This is a genomic window from Apibacter sp. B3546 (genome assembly GCF_009827885.1).
Classification (GTDB): Bacteria; Bacteroidota; Bacteroidia; order Flavobacteriales; family Weeksellaceae; genus Apibacter.
Genome location: NZ_WINW01000004.1, coordinates 186,552 through 203,695, shown reverse-complemented (window position 1 = coordinate 203,695; position 17,144 = coordinate 186,552). Strand labels below are relative to the sequence as shown.

Sequence of the window (17,144 nt, the reverse complement as noted above, 5' to 3'; positions counted from 1 at the left end):
ATGATCCTGAAAGAAGAAGACTTAGCGATTTACAAGTTTGGGTATCACCAAAAACGCAAGGAACAGGAGTAAGAACTCAGATCATTAGTAACAAATATACCTATGACGCTGTTAGCAATGTATTGAGCGTATTGAACCAGATGTACGTGCTAAAAAATACTATTTAATTAGATAAATTCATTTTATCCTTTAAAGCTTGTATTTCGTCTCTATATTGAGCAGCCGTTAAGAAATCTAAATTTTTAGCCGCTTTTTCCATTTCTTTTTGTTTTTTAGAAATAATTTTTTCTAAATCTTCTGATTTATATTGAGGTTCATCCTCTGCCACTTTTTTAATTTCATGTCTTGGAGCATACGATTTCACTTCATTATCCAAGTTATTAATGGAAATATTGGTTATTTTTTTATTTAATGGTTGAGGAGTAATATGATGTTCTAAATTATATTGATTTTGAATTTCCCTTCTTCTGGCAGTTTCATCAATAGTTTTTTTCATGCTATCCGTCATTTTATCCGCATACATAATAACCTTACCGTGAATATTACGAGCGGCTCTACCCGCAGTTTGCGTTAGAGAACGATGCGAACGTAAAAAACCTTCTTTATCGGCGTCAAGTACAGCAACTAAAGAAACTTCGGGAAGATCTAATCCTTCACGTAATAAATTAACACCAACTAAAACATCGAATTTACCAATACGTAAATCCTGCATAATTTCAACACGTTCCAACGTATCAATATCTGAATGAATAAATCGAGTTCTAATCCCAAATTTCGTAAGATATTTAGTTAATTCCTCCGCCATACGTTTAGTTAGCGTAGTAACTAATACCCTTTCATCCTCTTCAATTCTTTTTTGAATTTCAGCCATCAAATCATCAATTTGATTTAAAGAAGGTCTCACTTCAATTACAGGATCCAGTAATCCGGTCGGACGAATAATTTGTTCGATGTATATTCCTTCACTTTTCTGCAATTCATAATCAGCTGGAGTAGCGCTAACATAAATGACCTGATTCTGCATCATTTCAAATTCCTCAAATTTTAAAGGACGGTTGTCTAGTGCGGCAGGAAGTCTGAAACCATGTTCTACCAACGTTTCTTTTCTGCTTCGGTCTCCTCCGTACATGGCATGAACCTGAGGTAAAGTAACGTGACTTTCATCAATTACCATTAAATAATCTTCAGGAAAATAGTCTAATAAACAGAAAGGCCGGGTTCCGGGTAGACGACCGTCGAGATATCGAGAATAATTTTCAATTCCCGAACAATATCCTAACTCTTTAATCATTTCCAGGTCAAATTCAGTTCGTTCTTTTAAGCGGTGAGCTTCCAGATTTTTACCTACTTCATTATAATAATCGACCTGCTTACCTAAATCGATTTGTATGTTTCGTATAGCATTATTTAATGTTTCCGGAGAAGTCACAAATAGATTAGCCGGATATATATTGATACTTTCAATAGAATCAATTACATTATTAGAAACATAATCAACATTTTCAATACGTTCAATCTCATTTCCGAAAAATTGAATTCGTATTCCTGTATCTGAATAAGCAGGAAAAACATCGATTACATCCCCTTTGACTCTAAAATTTCCTCTTCCAAAATTGATTTCTGAGCGTGAATATAAGGCATTTACTAAAGATTGCAGTAATTTTGTTTTTGAAATAGCTTGACCCACTTTTAATGAAACCATGCTACTTTTAAATTCTACCGGATTTCCAATACCATATAAACAAGAAACAGAAGAAACCACCAATACATCTCGTCTGCCGGAAAGCAGGGCAGAAGTAGCGCTTAAACGTAATTTTTCAAGATTTTCATTAATGGATAAATCTTTCTCTATATACGTATTGGTAGTAGGCATAAATGCTTCTGGCTGATAATAATCGTAATATGAAACAAAATATTCTACTGCATTATTTGGAAAGAATTCTTTAAATTCCATATAAAGTTGGGCAGCCAACGTTTTATTATGTGCCAGGATGATAGTCGGACGTTTAATTTTTTCAACCACATTGGCAATAGTGAAAGTTTTACCCGAACCGGTTACTCCTAATAGAGTTTGATACTTTTCATTTTTTAATATTCCTTTGGAAAGTGATTCAATAGCCTGAGGCTGATCGCCTGTAGGCTTAAATTGAGAAACTACTTGAAATTTCATATATTAAAAATATAAATGTAATAAAATATATATTGATAGTACTCTTTTTACTAAAAAAGGTTTTTTACTGTATAAAAAAACATGTTAAGGCATTAAATATCATTTGAAACCTAGGTTTCAAAAAAAATGTTACATTAAATTAAGTAATGTTTTATTTACTTAAATAAGGAAGATAATAAATTTAAAGTTTGAAACTTAAATTTATAAATAATAATCAATTAAAGGATGTTAAAATATTATAAAATAATGATAAATTTAAACACGTTGCGAGATAGTTTATTTTCGTTTAACGAGTTCATCTCTTAATTTCGCTGCAGTCTCATAATCTTCATTTTCTATAGCTTTAGAAATTAAATCATTAATCTCAAAATCGGTTAAATGGGCGAATGAATCTTCAATATCATTGGTATTTAATTGATTTTCAATGGTATCTAACGCCTTTTCAAAAGTTGATTCATTGGATAATTCTTCTTCATTCATTTCCATATATACCCCTGCTTTTTCCAAAATTTCTTTATTGGCATACACGGGAGCTTCAAAACGCACGGCTAATGCAATGGCATCAGAAGTGCGAGAATCTATTTCAATTTCCTCATCGGTATCTATGTTTTGAAATAAAATATTGGAGTAAAATACTCCGTCTTTCAATTTATATATAAAAACAGCTTTTACAACAAAATGTAAACTTTTTGCAAAGTTAGCAAATAAATCATGAGTAATTGGTCGGGGAGGAGGAAGATCTTTCTGTAATGCTAAAGCAATGGATTGTGCTTCAAAGTTTCCTATAATTACAGGAATTTTCCTTTTACCAAAATCTTCTTCTAAAATAAGAGCATAAGCTCCGGATTGAGTTTGGCTGTATGAAATACCTCTAATATGTAGTCGAATTAAATCCATAAATTATATATTACTCAATGAAAACATAGTAAATACTGAAATAACAATGCAATTTACGAATTTTTTTTAGAATTTTTTAATAGATATTTATTTTAGGGGTATAAAGGAACTTTTATTTATATAAATTAATAAAATCCTTTTTTGTTGATAAATTAATTTCTAATAATATTAAAAATATCAACAATTTTAAGATGAATGCAGCTTCCAAAAAATTTCTTTGCCAATTTAGAAAAAGTAGGCGTTAAATCGGAAACATAAAATTCATACAAAGGATTTTTAGATTGTGAAGTCAATTTTTTATTTTCAAGGTCTTGTTTAATGTAATTGGCAACGATCAGCGGAGAATCAATAACCTGTATTTTATTTAAATAGAAATTTTTAACTTCATTAATAATGATAGGATAATGAGTACACCCTAAAATTAAAGAATCTATATTTTGTAGCTTTTTATTAGTTAAATACGTTTTAAGAACTATAGATGATATTTCATGATTATTAAAACCTTCTTCAATTACCGGAACCAGCAGGGGAGCAGCTAGTTCATGAACATTAATATGTGGATTTAGTTTTTGAATGCTTTTTTTATATATATGAGAAGATATGGTAGATTTGGTGGCTAACACACCTACATTTTGATTAAAAGTGAAGGCTACTTTTTCAGCTACGGGAGAAATAACATCATATACCGGCACTTTTTTTTCATTTGCCAATGCAATCACTTCTTTTAAAGCGTTGGCAGTAGCAGTATTACAGGCAATAACAATAGCTTTGCAATTATTTTCGAGTAAAAATTTAGTTATTTTTATCGAATATTCGGTTATAACTTCTTTAGATTTATCTCCATAAGGCAAATGTTTTGAGTCTCCGTAATAAATTAGACTTTCATGAGGTAACAATCGTTTTATTTCCTTCGCAATAGTAAGTCCTCCCATTCCGGAGTCAAAAATACCAATAGGTCGATCTTCTTCTTTCATTGATGCAAAAATAAGTGTTTATAAGTTATTAATCAATGAAAAAAAATTGGGCAATAATTCCATCCGTAAAAAATAAAGATTCCGGATGAATAGTTACTATTTGATTGGATATTCTTACTTTTTTAGTTGCTTCCAGTTTCTTTAGTTCTTTATAAAAGTGTTTCATCAAAGAAGATGAAAATTCTTTCTCCAATTCATCGATATTGATCCCCCAAAGGGTACGTAGTCCCAACATGATTTTTTCATTAAAACGATCTTTTTCACTAATTACTTCTTCCTCATAATTGAGTATATTCTTTTCGATTGCTTTGAGGTATTTTATATTATGGGAAACATTCCAGCTTCTTTTATCTTTTCCATTATAGGAGTGGGCGGAAGGGCCTATTCCCAAATAAGGTTTATTTTTCCAATAGGAAGTATTATGTTGAGAAAAAAATGTTTCTTTACCAAAATTTGAAAATTCATATTGGATATACTTATGCTCAATTAATTTATTTCTAAGCGTTTCAAATTGAATCGCTTGTTTTTCCTCATCAATTGGTGGAAGTTTATTTTTTCTGATTTGAGCTTCAAAAGCGGTTTTTGGTTCAACTGTAAGCGCATAGGATGAAATATGAGGAATTCCTAAAGAGATAGCTTTTTCAAGAGTATACATCCATCTTTCATGGGTAGTAGTTTGTGCCCCATAAATCAAATCAATCGTAATGTTGTTAAAACCAATATCTTGAGCGGATCGAATAGATTGAATTGCTTCATCTGCATTGTGGTTTCGATTCATAAATTTGATATCCTCATCAATAAAAGATTGAATCCCAACACTTAGTCGATTTACAGGAGTTTGATTTTTGAGGAATTGAAGATATTCTACAGATAAATCATCCGGATTTGCCTCAAAAGTAATTTCCTTAGTTTCAGATATATCGTAATGTTCCTTAATTATAGTAAATAAGTATTCAAGTTCTTTATAATTAAGGATTGAAGGAGTTCCACCACCAAAATATATGGTCTCAATGGGGGTAATCAATTCATTTTTTCTTAAAATCAATTCTTTACCTATAGCTTGTATCAATTGTGATTTATAGTTGAATTGAGTTGAAAAATGAAAATTACAATAATTACATTTTTTTACACAAAAAGGAATATGAATATAAAGTCCCGACATAGTAAAATCATTGCAAAGATATTATAACTCAAGGAAATGTTGAATCATTTTAATTAATTTAACTTGGATTTATAAATGCTTTTAAAGCAAATGGTTATGTCATAATACCTGATAAATAGTATAATGTAGATTAAATTCAGTTATAAAAAGTAGAAAATTAAAAAATGTGTACTATGAATGAGTTTTAGTAGTCTCGTAAGCGAAAGAGGTAAGTGTGCTTTACAAGTATTTAAATAGGGAATAAGTTACGCAAAGTTAATATGTAAGTAAGAACGAAAATAAATTTTATCAATACAGTAAAAAAAGCTCAAATTTAAATTTGAGCTTTATATATTTTATAAATTTATTGTAAAAAATCATCTAAAGCTTTTGCCATTGATGGACTTTCTTTGGTTGGTGCAAAGAAGTTAACAGTTAATCCTGCTTCTTCAGCAGCTTGTTTGGTGGAATGACCAAATATACCGATACTTATCGAATCTTGTTTAAAATCTTTATAATTATCAAATAAGGATTTGATACCGGAAGGACTAAAAAATACCAAAGCATCGTATTCTTTAATATCTTTAATTTGTGAAGCCACATCGCTACTTACTGTACGGAAAAGTATAGCTCGGGTATAATCTACTCCCGATTTGTCTAATGCATCAGGGATATCCTGGTTAAGCACATCAGAAGTTGGTAAAAGATATTTTTCATTAGGGTTCTTCTTCAAAAGAGGAATCATATCTTCCGCCTCTTTCTCTCCAAAATAGATTTTTCTTTTTCGGTATACGATATATCTTTGAAGATATAAAGCAATAGCCTCAGATTGACAAACATATTTCATGGAATCAGGTACCGTAAAACGCATTTCATCGGCCAGTCTAAAAAAATGATCGATCGCATTACGGCTGGTAAATATGATTGCGGTAAAATTAGAAAAATCGATTTTTTGTAATCTAACATCTTTTGCATCAGCGCCTTGCACATGGATAAAAGGACAAAAATCAATTTTTATTTTATGCTTTTTTTCAATGTCAAAATATGGTGAACTATCGCCAGCGGGCTTTGATAGAGAGATTAAAACGGATTTTATTTTCATAATAAATTAAAATTTATCTCCTAAAAACACTAATTTTAAAACATATAGTGCCGGTAAGATTTCGAAAGCGCAAAGGTACAAAAATTCATAATAACCAGGAAGTTTTATTTGATTTTTAATGAAGAACATCAGCCAAATCCATTCTGTAACCAGTAAAAATGATAGCGTTCCCACTACAAGGTAAGGAGCATATTGAACCGAAATATCTGTATAATATATTGTAAAACAAAGTAGTATTGTAATAAACAATTTGATAAACAAAAAGATAAATCGATTATTATAATTAATCTGATATTCTTTGTTTTTTCCTAATATCAAAAGAAAGCCGTTTCCTAATGTATAAGAAGATACTTGATATATGGTTAAAATTACAAATAATGAGATTAATTTTAAAGCTTCCGTATTATAAAAAGGAATTACTACCGTAAAAAAAGGAAGAAGAGTTAAGGCTAAAATAACCGTATAAACAAAACTACATATAGCAACATACAGAGTAAAATTTTCATTTTCGGTAGGTATAGACCTAAAACGGAAAATGGGTTCATCTTTAGGAATTAATAAAAATCTCGAAATAATCAATAATAGTAAAGATCCTAAGAGAATAAAATTTACCAGATTGTCCCCTAAAGGTATTTTTGTTATTTCCAAAATTTAGATGATTTACTCTATAAATTAATCTTCATCAATAAAACGTTTGGTAATAGGAAAATAAGAGTCAATACGACGATCTCTTAAAAAAGGCCAATGCACTCGGTAACTGTCAGATTGTTCGGTTTCAATTTTCACGACCATAACCTCTTCATTTTCATGAGAAGCTTGTTGTAAAATAGTGCCAAACGGATTAGAAACAAAAGATCCACCCCAAAATTTCATCGCGCCGTCTTGTTCATATCCCACACGATTAACACTTACTGTATGCACTCCGTTGGCAATTGCATGACTTCTCTGAATGGTCTGCCATGCATTATATTGTTCGATGTTGGTGTCTTCATCTTGAGTAGAAGCCCAACCAATAGCAGTAGGATAAAATAGAATTTCAGCACCCAATAAAGCCGTAATACGAGAAGCTTCGGGATACCATTGATCCCAACAAATTAATACTCCAATTTTAGCATATTTGGTTTGAAAAACCTTGTATCCTAAGTCACCCGGAGTAAAATAAAATTTTTCATAATATGCAGGATCATCAGGAATATGCATTTTGCGATATTTTCCCAAATATTGACCATCGGCATCAATAATTGCAGTAGTATTATGGTATAATCCTTTGGCTCTTTTCTCAAAAAGAGAAGCAACAATAACTACATTTAATTCAGCTGCTATTTTTCCCAATCGGTCCGTAGTGGGGCCGGGAATAGTTTCAGCTATTTTAAAATTATCGTAATTTTCAACATCACAAAAATACAGGGATGTAAATAACTCTTGAAGACAAACTATTTGAGCACCTTGTGAAGCTGCTTTTTTAATTCCTTCAATTGCTTTCTCTATGTTATTCTCAATATTATTGGAACAGCTGGATTGTACCAATCCGATTTTTACTTTTGCCATTACTTAAAAATATATTTTCAAGGTTTTTTCACTTACAAAAATAAGTTATATTTTATAAATTATAGTGCTCAAATGGCATCAATTTGAGAATTAAACTCGTTGGCAAAAGTTTTAACCTGTTTCCAATCTGTATATTCTATTACGGTTGAAGAATCAGTTGGACCTTTAGTCATTGTCATAATAAATTGAATCATGAGCCTGTCGAAAGTTGAATAGGCAGGGTAATTTAATAAGCCACCAAATAAACCTATATGGTTTGGCTTCCATTTAATTTTATTTAAAAATTTTTTTGCGTATGGATTGTTTTCAACCAATCTTCTTTCTTTATTTCTCGATATTAAGCTTATTGAGAAAAAAGCATTCGGCATCGAACTGAGTTCTTGAAAATGAGTATTTATATATTTTTTTACTTTATTTCTATGGTATCCATACCGAATACTAGCCCCGATAATTACACCATCAAAGTTAGAAAGTGATGGAATTGGATCATTAATTGATACTATAGTTACCGTTGCCCTTAAAACAGCAGCAATGAACTTGGAAATTTTAATGGTATGACCATCGGTAGTAGAATATATAATCAAAACTTTTTTTTCTTTTGATGACATATGACAATAAAGTTTTTAGTGACTGCAAAATTACTCATAATAAATGTAATAGCCGGTATGTATGAATAAAGCTTTTATGAATAAAAATTGTTAAATATTACAAAATTAAATCTCAGATAAATATATTTAGTAACTTTGTTAAAAGTTAAAGGTAATGACTCAAATAGCCAGAGATAAACAAGAAATTTTAAATACTCTATCGCATGGGATGGGAATTGTATTGGGGGTTGTCGGTCTTATATTTCTATTAGTAAAAAATAATAATAGTAATATATACAGTACTTTAAGCATTTGGACGTTTGGTCTTTCGCTCATCATCTTATATACCTCTTCAACCATCTATCATTTTTTTGTGAATGAAAATTGGAAGAGAAAAGCACGCGTTTTAGATCATATGAGCATATTTTTACTGATTGCAGGAACGTATACGCCGATTTGTCTGATCACATTGGAAAAAAGTTCGGGATGGACGCTTTTTACTATCGTTTGGACCATAGCAGCTTTAGGTATTATCATGAAAATTTTTTTGACAGGTAAGGTTGATAAGTTATCTTTACTTCTTTATTTGGTTATGGGTTGGCTTTTGGTATTCGACATTAAGAATATCGCAAATTCAATGACTTCTCAGGCTTTGATTTTTTTAGTTCTGGGAGGAGTCTTATACACTCTGTGAACTATATTTTATGCAAGGGATAAGATGCCTTATGCTCATTTTATATGGCATTTATTTGTTTTAGGAGGAAGCGCATCCCATTACGCCATGGTATACTATATTATATAAATTTTTAATGAAAATAGTTGGATTAACAGGAGGAATGGGTGTAGGAAAATCGACCGTAGCCAATTTATTTGAAGATTTTGGTTTTCCGGTGTTTAATTCCGATACAAGAGCAAAGGAATTAATGGTTGAAAATGATGAGCTCAAAAGGAATATAATTTCACTTTTAGGGCAAGAGGCTTATGAAGGAGACACATTGAACCGAAAATATATAGCAAAAAAAATCTTTACCGATAAAGAACTGCTTAAAAAGCAGAATCTTTTAGTTCATACTGCTTTGCAACAAGACTTTCAGTTATGGAAAAGTAAACAGAATGCTCTATTTGGAATTAAGGAAGCAGCCATTTTATTTGAAAGTGGTTCTTACAAGGATTGCGATTTTACGATAGCTGTTACTTCTCCCGATTCTCTACGGATGCAAAGAATACTATCCAGAGATCATTTATCCGAAACTGAAGTTAAAGAACGTATTCAACATCAATGGCCTCAGAGTAAAATTGTAAAATTATCCACCTTTCATATAAATAATGATTCGGATTATGAAAATTTAAAGAATCAGGTCATTCAAACCGTCAATATCTTAAAAAGTAAATGCAAACAGACTAGCTAGTTCGGACGATTTTAGCCATATAAAACCCATCAAAACCACAAACGGATGGCATCAATTTTTTCTCTTCAATCAACTGATAATTGGAGTTTTCTTTCAAAAAGTTTTTTACTTGTAAAGAATTTTCAGATGGTAAAATGGAACAAGTTGCATAAACTAAGATTCCGTCTTTTCTAACAAGTTTGGAATGGTTTTGCAAGATTTGTCTTTGTTCCTCTCTAACACGGCTAATAAACTCTTCATTTAATTTCCATTTAGCATCCGGATTACGTCTCAACACACCCAAACCGGAACACGGAGCGTCAATGAGTACTCTATCTGCGCTATTTTCAAGTCTTTTTAATGTTTTAGAATCTTCAATAACTTTAGTTTGTATATTGTGAGCACCATTTCTGCGAGCTCTTTGTTTTAACGTTTGCAATTTCCATTCATGAATATCCATGGCAATAATTTGGCCTTTGTTTTCCATTAAAGCAGCAAGTTGTAATGTTTTACCACCGGCTCCTGCACATGAATCGATAACTCTCATCCCGGGTTTTACGTCAACAAATTCTCCCACTCTTTGTGAAGACGCATCTTGAATTTCAAATAAACCGTCTTTAAAAGCTTGTGTTTTGAAAATATTTTTCTTCTCTTCCATTATAAGAGCATTTTTGTATCCCCTGATAAAATCAACAGTTATATTTTCTTCACTCAAAACGTCTTTAAGTTCTTCAGCTGTGATTTTAAGAGTATTAGCTCTTAAGATGGTTTGTGCCGGAACGTTTAAAGCTTTTATTTCTTGGCTCCATGAATCGCCCAATTCTGATTCCAACACTTTTTGCATCCATTCAGGAATAGAATATTTTATGGCTAGAGTGGGAAAAGGAAGTTTAAAACGATCCTTAATCTTTTTTATATATACTTTTTCGAATTCAGGAAAAGGTTGAAGCTCAATTTTATTACGAAGTAAATACGTGGCGATTATATTATCTATTGATTCGGGAGATAGCTTCTTATTTGCAAAAAATTCCAATTGGTTTTTCCAGCGTATAATCTCATAAAATGATTCAGAAACAAAGCCACGGTCTTTGCTGCCCCATTTTTTATTGAATTTCAGAGTTCTTTCCAACACCTTGTCCGCGTATTTATTGGGCTCGAAAAAACTTTCTTCTAAGGCTTTATGTAAACCTATTATTAAATTTCTGTGTAACTTTATCTTTGGAATCATTTCGTATGAAAATATTTGCAAATATATAGGTTAATTATAACATGTATCAATAGTTAAGCTAATGCTTAGCACAATAAAAAATATATTTGTATTATAACAGTAATTACTTAACTACAAAATAAATAAAACTATGAAGGTATATTTCATTCCGGGATTAGGGGCAAAATGTCAATGTTTCAAGTTCATTAAGCTACCTGAAGGATTTGAAAAAATATATATTGAATGGCATCTTCCTGAAAAAAATGATAGTTTATCTACTTATGTCCGAAAGATGTCAGAAAAAATAGATCAATCCGAACCATTTATATTAGTCGGTTATTCTTTTGGAGGCGTCATTGTTCAAGAAATGAATAAGTTTATGAAACCGGAAAAAACCATACTGATAGCAAGTATGAAAGATAAAATCCAAATTCCAGAATTATTTAAAATCTTAAAGAAAATTAAATTCGCAAAATGGTTTCCCATGAAATTTTTTACCGGAAAGAAAATGCTTTCATATGCATTTATGAGATCCGTCTATTTTAATACAATACCATCCAAAAAACAAAAAAGAAATCAAATTAAGTTAGACGAATTTATGGTAGATTTAAATTCAGAGTACTTTAAATGGTCCATTGATCAAATTGTAAATTGGTTACCCGAAAAAGAATGTGAAAAAATATATCAAATTCACGGAACAAATGATCTTATTTTTCCATTTAAAAAGATACATACCAGTTATGCTACCACCCAACAACCCCATCTTGAAATAATAGAAAAAGGATCCCATCTTTTAGTATTGGAATTACCAAAAAAAGTGAATAAAGCATTAGAAAATATAATATTAAATGAATAAATAATAAAAATTGATGAAAAAAAAATTAAAACATTAGTAATACTTAAAATATTTCTTTTTTTAGTAAGTTTGTACAATATATAAACGTTTATTTAGATTCTAATTTAATAATTGCTAATGAGATCATTTCGACTTTTTTTATTTTTAATGCTATCATTTTTTCTAACTAAAGTAAAATTATATGGACAACAAAGTATTCCTTTTGATCAACAATATCTTTTGTCGGATAAAGTGTTGATTAATCCGTCATATACTGGATCTACTGATGATATTGTATTAAAAGCTACGTATCATCAACAATTTAGCAATTTTAATGAAAGTCCGAATACTCAAACCATCAGTACCCATTTCAATGCTTTTGACAGGGTAGGATTGGGGGCATACTTTTTTAGGGACGAAAACGGTCCGATTACACTAACAGGAGCTAATATTTCTGGAGCCTATCATATTCCTTTAACGGATGAAGAGAACAGATCGGAAAGTCAGTTTTCATTCGGAACTTCGTTCAGTTTTTTTTCACAATCATTTGAATATTCCAAATTGAGACCGGAAGATGCGAATGATCCTCTATTATATGGTGATAAATCTGTATTTTTGCCTTACCTGAATTTAGGGATGTCTGTAGCCTATGAAGGTTTCTTTGCAGGAGTTTCTGTACAAGACATACCTTTAGGAAAAAACAAACCGGTGGTAAACTCCATTGAACCTTCACCTTCTTGGTATTATTTGAATTTAGGCTATAATTGGGAATTGGTGGAATCCTTTTTTTTAGAACCCTCATTTATGATGAGCTTAAATACAAATTCCGAAAGAATGATGGATTTAAATTTGAAAGCTAAATATAAAGATGATTTCAATGCTTTTGCTTTAGGAGTTAGTTATAGAACAGCCAAAGATTCTCAAGTTAGCGGCGGTCTTTCCGTAACACCATTTTTACAAGCAGAATTAGGCAGATTAAATTTTACTTTTGGATATAATTTTGGAATTACAGACGTATTCAAAAAAGGAGGTGATGGATTATTGGTAGGTTTAGGATATAATATAGAAAACTTTATAAATCCGCAAGGATTTCGTTACAGATAGAAGAATTTTTGAAAAGATGACAGAATACGTAGTTTTAGTGAATGAGAAAGATGAGATAGTAGGTGAAATGGAAAAGCAAGAAGCCCATATAAAAGGTGAATTGCATCGAGCATTTTCAATATTTATTTTCAATAAAAAAAAGGAACTTTTAATTCAACAAAGAGCAAAAATAAAATATCATTCCTCTTTGAAATGGACCAATACTTGTTGCAGCCATCCTAGAATTGGTGAAAGTTATATAGATGGAGCGCATCGGAGACTTAAAGAAGAATTAGGATTTGATTGTGAATTGCACAAAAAGTTCGATTTTATTTATAAAGCAGAGGTAGGAGACGGGCTTATTGAACATGAATATGATTATGTTTTCATAGGCCAATACGATGGAGAAATAGTTATCAATCCCTTGGAAGTAGAGTCTATAAAGTGGATAAACTTAACAGATTTAAAAAAAGATATTGATTTGCATCCCTCTAATTATACTGAATGGTTTAAGATTATATTCGACAAATATGAAAAATATATTGAACATTACACCGGTTAATTTTTAATCAATAAATCCGATGGTATCTCAAATAGAAATTGTTTTAAAAGAACGAGCCAGAGGTTTTCATTTGATCACGGATGAAATAATCAATAAATTACCGCCCCTTCCTCCGGTCGGAATACTCCATCTTTTTATTAAGCATACATCTGCAGGTTTAGCTATCAATGAAAATGCCGATCCCGATGTCAGATTCGATTTAGAAAATATTTTTAATCATCTAGTTAAAGAAGGAGAACCTTACTATACCCATATTTATGAAGGGGAAGATGATATGCCTTCCCATGCTAAATCCATACTTTCAGGAACGAGTGTATCGATACCAATAACCAATGGAAAACTTAATCTAGGAACTTGGCAGGGTTTATATTTATGTGAATTTAGAAATAGAGGAGGAAATAGAAAACTAGTTGCTACTATACTAAGTTAGTTCTGCCTTTTTTAACCCCTTTTTTAATTTTTAATTATTCAATACTTTACTGGATTTGGCTATTGCTTTTTAAAGAAAGATTAGCTTGATATAAATACATCAAATATAATCCAAAACTTAAAGGAAATAACAAGCTGATCCAAGACAAAACACAAGAATAATAAGGAATTGAACCTTTATCTAAATAAATGTAAAATCCTTGTATAAATAATAAACTTTCCGAAATAAAGAAGAAAAGTAAGAAAAAGAAAGTACCGATCTGTATAAGATTATTTCTGCAGTTAATCCATTGACATTGTATCAAGAGTAAAACAACAGCTAAAGTTGTATACATTCCAAGAACTTCCAAATGTATAAATCCTATACGTAAATTTTTAATTTCATGAGATAATTGAGCCATTTCCGGTACTAAAAGAAACAGTTGGAGAACGTTTTTTGCAACAAAGGAAATTACAAAACAACCATATAAAAGAGATAGGATATAATCATTTGTCTTACTAATTTTTACAATAAAAGGATGAATATACTTTAAATACAATACTAAAGCGGCAATGTTACAAAGAATCCCTAAAGAGTATACAAAATAAATATAAATCGAATGAAAATACCAGCTAAGAGGTAAGCCAAATGTTAAAAGTATACCTCCTAAAATCAAAATATAAAAATACCTGGCAATTTTAGGCGGAACACCTAAAGATTTTATTGAAACCAAACGTAATAATAAAGCCAAAGAGCCCAATAAAAACCAACCGTTGATTTGGAAATGTAGATAAAATTGTATGCAAATAGAATACAATACAGAGTTCTTACCTAATGTTCCCATTGTAATCCCCAGTCCCCAAATTCCAAAAGAAGATATGAGCATACAAGCTAATGCAGATCTAAGAAAAATAGAACTCAAGTCATTCTCTTGAGTAATACTCTTAAAAGTTATAAAGCAGAAATAATAAGAACATAAAATATGTATAACGGAAAACAATATAGAAAACAAGCCATAGCCTTGAATCGGAAAGCTCAATAACATTCCCAAAATAGTTAATTGAGTAATCCAAAATAAGGCAGAATAGGAGAAGAAATTTTTTTTATTTTGAGGGATAAAATACAGATAGATTAATACATAATATATTTGATACAATCCTCCCAGAATAGCAATATGAGAATGAGTATGTAAAAAATTACCATAAGGAAAACGTACCTCATAGTATTGAAATATCCTGAGTAAAAATCCCAGAACTCCGGCAACAAATACATTTAAAAAGCTTACAAAAATCCACTTTTTAATCATCGTTTGTATTCTTAGTTCATAGAAGATTCCAATTGTATAGCTTTTGGAAACAAAATATTATTTTCCAAATGAATATGTTTGTGTAAATTTTGCTCAAATTCATCCAGCATAGCAAAAGATACACGATACGTATTGCAAGCCTCCATGGGAGGAGTATAATTTTGAGTTAATTCGCAAATTCTTTTAAATCGTTCACCTTCAATGTCATGATCGTGCTTCATCATCTCAATAGGATTTTGTACAGTACCAAAATGAGGAGTTACAAAGGGTAAATTTTTATTTTTAGCTTCATTCAATTGACGAATAAAAGGAAATAAAATTCTTTCCTCCTTTTGTATATGTGCTTCTAAATCGTTTACAGAAGCTTGAAATAATTGATAAACTTCTACTAATTCGGGATGCCTAAAACCATGAACTTTCTGTACTTTATTTAAAAACTTTAACAATGAAGGACTTTTTTCACGAATATATTGATGATGGATTTTTTCAATATAATCTGCCAATAAATCCGGCGGCCAAGATTTAAAATCAATGTTTTCCTCGCGAACAGCTATTGCTTCATTGAGTTGATCGGTCAATTCTTTGATATCAATTGATTTTTTATCACAAGCTTGTTCGATAGTTCTGTCTCCTTTACAACAAAAATCGATACCGTATTTTGAGAAAACGGAAGCTGTTTGATAATTTTCTGCTACAATTTCTCCAATAGTTGCGTTCCAATTATGTTCCATATTATATTTAATTTGTTATTTTTAAAAAAGTTAAACCGGAAATTACATCCGTAATCATATCTTCAATACTGATTGATTGGAGAGTATCCTGTAATTGATTCCGAATAGCCTTAAATTTATGATGAGCAGGGCAAGGGTGATTCTCCGAGCATTTGGGTAATCCCAATGCACATCCCGTAAAAATTGAATCTCCATCAATAGCCGATACAATGTCGTATATTTTAATTTCCGATAAAGAATCAATAGGAATACTAAACCCACCCGAAGGTCCTTTATGGGAAGTAATTATATGATGCCTAACTAAAGTTTGTAAGATTTTAGCGGTAAACGCCTCCGGAGAATTAATTTCTGCGGAAATATCTTTCAAACCCGGTTTATTTCCTTTGAAAGATTGCGCACCAACAAATATCGTCGCTCTAATAGCATATTCACAGCTCTTCGAAAACAATTTCAAGATATTTAAATTGTGTCAAAGGTATAAAAAAAATAATAAAGGACAAAAATATCTTTTATTATATAGAAAATTATCAATATTTATATGAGATAAAAACGCTTGATTTACAGAATAATAAATTAAATTAAGGTAAATATTATTATATAAATTGTAAAATAAATATAAAATATTCATACATATATCTTAAAAAAACATAATAATATTAAATGGTATATTAAGTTAAGAAATTGAAAATGAATCAGTTATTTATAATCTTTTTAAATATTGAAGATAATAGGATATAAAAGTCTTATTATAATTTTTTAATTTGTATATTTGTAGAAATAAAACTATGTTTAATTTCTGCATTAGAAAATAATGTTTTCAAAAACAAGTGAATACGCAATTAAAATTATGATATATCTAAGTGCTAACAGTACAATAGATAATTTGCGTCAAGTCAAAGAGGTAAGTGAAGCATTAGGCACTCCCGGGCCATTTACTGCTAAAATTTTGCAGCAATTGGTTAAAGCAGGTTTATTGTTTTCAATGAAAGGTAAAAATGGCGGGTTCACTTTAAGCAGAGAACTGGGGGAAATCAAGATTTCAGATATTGTTATAGCGGTAGACGGAGAAAAATCTATAAATCGATGCCTTTTAGGTTTAAAAGATTGTTCTTCAGAAAACCCTTGTCCTTTACATCATAAATTTTATAAAATTAAAGACGATTTTAAAAAATATGTTTTGGATTCAACTTTAGAAGTCTAACAA

The 17,144-nt window shown here is 30.6% G+C and carries 19 protein-coding genes; 7 read left to right on the top strand and 12 right to left on the bottom strand.

All coding sequences use genetic code 11. From position 1 onward, the window contains the following. Positions 1 to 163 precede the first annotated feature (163 nt). From uvrB to hemG, 8 genes are all read right to left on the bottom strand, one after another. On the bottom strand, positions 164 to 2,170 hold the full coding sequence (gene uvrB, locus GFU93_RS04190; RefSeq protein WP_160567500.1) for an excinuclease ABC subunit UvrB: 2,007 nt from the start codon (positions 2,168 to 2,170) through the stop codon (positions 164 to 166). A gap of 276 nt (positions 2,171 to 2,446) precedes the next feature. Next, complete coding sequence (locus GFU93_RS04185) at positions 2,447 to 3,067, bottom strand: bifunctional nuclease family protein (protein WP_160567498.1); 621 nt, start codon at positions 3,065 to 3,067, stop codon at positions 2,447 to 2,449. 152 nt (positions 3,068 to 3,219) lie between these two features. Then, entirely contained in the window at positions 3,220 to 4,041 is an 822-nt protein-coding gene (gene murI, locus GFU93_RS04180) for a glutamate racemase (protein ID WP_160567496.1), read from the bottom strand. A gap of 28 nt (positions 4,042 to 4,069) precedes the next feature. Further along, positions 4,070 to 5,203: a radical SAM family heme chaperone HemW gene (hemW, locus tag GFU93_RS04175; RefSeq protein WP_160567494.1), complete on the bottom strand. Its 1,134-nt coding sequence runs from the start codon at positions 5,201 to 5,203 to the stop codon at positions 4,070 to 4,072. A gap of 343 nt (positions 5,204 to 5,546) precedes the next feature. Next, a complete protein-coding gene (locus tag GFU93_RS04170; RefSeq protein ID WP_105297371.1) occupies positions 5,547 to 6,284 on the bottom strand; it encodes a uroporphyrinogen-III synthase in 738 nt (245 codons plus the stop codon). Positions 6,285 to 6,290: 6 nt separating this feature from the next. Further along, complete coding sequence (locus tag GFU93_RS04165; protein ID WP_158254223.1) at positions 6,291 to 6,932, bottom strand: DUF4271 domain-containing protein; 642 nt, start codon at positions 6,930 to 6,932, stop codon at positions 6,291 to 6,293. Between the two features lie 24 nt (positions 6,933 to 6,956). Next, positions 6,957 to 7,832 (bottom strand): carbon-nitrogen hydrolase, encoded by an 876-nt coding sequence (locus GFU93_RS04160; RefSeq protein WP_160567492.1) that lies wholly within the window; start codon positions 7,830 to 7,832, stop codon positions 6,957 to 6,959. A 68-nt stretch (positions 7,833 to 7,900) separates the two neighbouring features. After that, a complete protein-coding gene (gene hemG, locus GFU93_RS04155; protein WP_160567490.1) occupies positions 7,901 to 8,440 on the bottom strand; it encodes a menaquinone-dependent protoporphyrinogen IX dehydrogenase in 540 nt (179 codons plus the stop codon). 154 nt (positions 8,441 to 8,594) lie between these two features. On the opposite strand from hemG, the gene GFU93_RS04150 reads away from it, so the two are divergent. Together GFU93_RS04150 and coaE are read left to right on the top strand one after the other, a co-directional pair. Then, entirely contained in the window at positions 8,595 to 9,113 is a 519-nt protein-coding gene (locus GFU93_RS04150) for a hemolysin III family protein (protein ID WP_255448641.1), read from the top strand. 115 nt (positions 9,114 to 9,228) lie between these two features. After that, positions 9,229 to 9,828, top strand: a complete 600-nt coding sequence (gene coaE, locus GFU93_RS04145) for a dephospho-CoA kinase (protein ID WP_160567488.1) — start codon at positions 9,229 to 9,231, stop codon at positions 9,826 to 9,828. Here the strand turns inward: coaE and GFU93_RS04140 are convergent. Then, the gene (locus GFU93_RS04140; protein ID WP_160567486.1) at positions 9,821 to 11,035 is read right to left on the bottom strand and encodes an RsmB/NOP family class I SAM-dependent RNA methyltransferase; all 1,215 of its coding nucleotides are present in this window, start codon (positions 11,033 to 11,035) and stop codon (positions 9,821 to 9,823) included. The two genes, coaE and GFU93_RS04140, sit on opposite strands and share 8 nt — an antisense overlap. 130 nt (positions 11,036 to 11,165) lie before the next feature. Here GFU93_RS04140 and GFU93_RS04135 point away from each other — a divergent pair, with 130 nt between their 5' ends. From GFU93_RS04135 to GFU93_RS04120, 4 genes are all read left to right on the top strand, one after another. After that, the gene (locus tag GFU93_RS04135) at positions 11,166 to 11,870 is read left to right on the top strand and encodes an alpha/beta hydrolase (protein WP_160567484.1); all 705 of its coding nucleotides are present in this window, start codon (positions 11,166 to 11,168) and stop codon (positions 11,868 to 11,870) included. Between the two features lie 117 nt (positions 11,871 to 11,987). After that, positions 11,988 to 12,953: a PorP/SprF family type IX secretion system membrane protein gene (locus tag GFU93_RS04130; RefSeq protein ID WP_160542301.1), complete on the top strand. Its 966-nt coding sequence runs from the start codon at positions 11,988 to 11,990 to the stop codon at positions 12,951 to 12,953. Positions 12,954 to 12,969: 16 nt separating this feature from the next. Next, positions 12,970 to 13,494, top strand: a complete 525-nt coding sequence (gene idi / locus GFU93_RS04125; RefSeq protein WP_160567482.1) for an isopentenyl-diphosphate Delta-isomerase — start codon at positions 12,970 to 12,972, stop codon at positions 13,492 to 13,494. Positions 13,495 to 13,513: 19 nt separating this feature from the next. Next, on the top strand, positions 13,514 to 13,924 hold the full coding sequence (locus tag GFU93_RS04120; RefSeq protein WP_160567480.1) for a secondary thiamine-phosphate synthase enzyme YjbQ: 411 nt from the start codon (positions 13,514 to 13,516) through the stop codon (positions 13,922 to 13,924). Positions 13,925 to 13,970: 46 nt separating this feature from the next. Here the strand turns inward: GFU93_RS04120 and GFU93_RS04115 are convergent, their stop codons facing one another. From GFU93_RS04115 to GFU93_RS04105, 3 genes are read right to left on the bottom strand one after another with little or no spacing between them, the layout of a single operon-like run. Continuing rightward, positions 13,971 to 15,209 (bottom strand): hypothetical protein, encoded by a 1,239-nt coding sequence (locus GFU93_RS04115; protein WP_160567478.1) that lies wholly within the window; start codon positions 15,207 to 15,209, stop codon positions 13,971 to 13,973. A gap of 11 nt (positions 15,210 to 15,220) precedes the next feature. Then, complete coding sequence (ric, locus tag GFU93_RS04110) at positions 15,221 to 15,940, bottom strand: iron-sulfur cluster repair di-iron protein (RefSeq protein WP_160567476.1); 720 nt, start codon at positions 15,938 to 15,940, stop codon at positions 15,221 to 15,223. Between the two features lie 7 nt (positions 15,941 to 15,947). Beyond that, a complete protein-coding gene (locus tag GFU93_RS04105; protein ID WP_160567474.1) occupies positions 15,948 to 16,388 on the bottom strand; it encodes an Rrf2 family transcriptional regulator in 441 nt (146 codons plus the stop codon). A 363-nt stretch (positions 16,389 to 16,751) separates the two neighbouring features. On the opposite strand from GFU93_RS04105, the gene GFU93_RS04100 reads away from it, so the two are divergent. Further along, on the top strand, positions 16,752 to 17,141 hold the full coding sequence (locus GFU93_RS04100; RefSeq protein WP_255448640.1) for an Rrf2 family transcriptional regulator: 390 nt from the start codon (positions 16,752 to 16,754) through the stop codon (positions 17,139 to 17,141). The last annotated feature ends 3 nt before the right edge of the window (positions 17,142 to 17,144 follow it).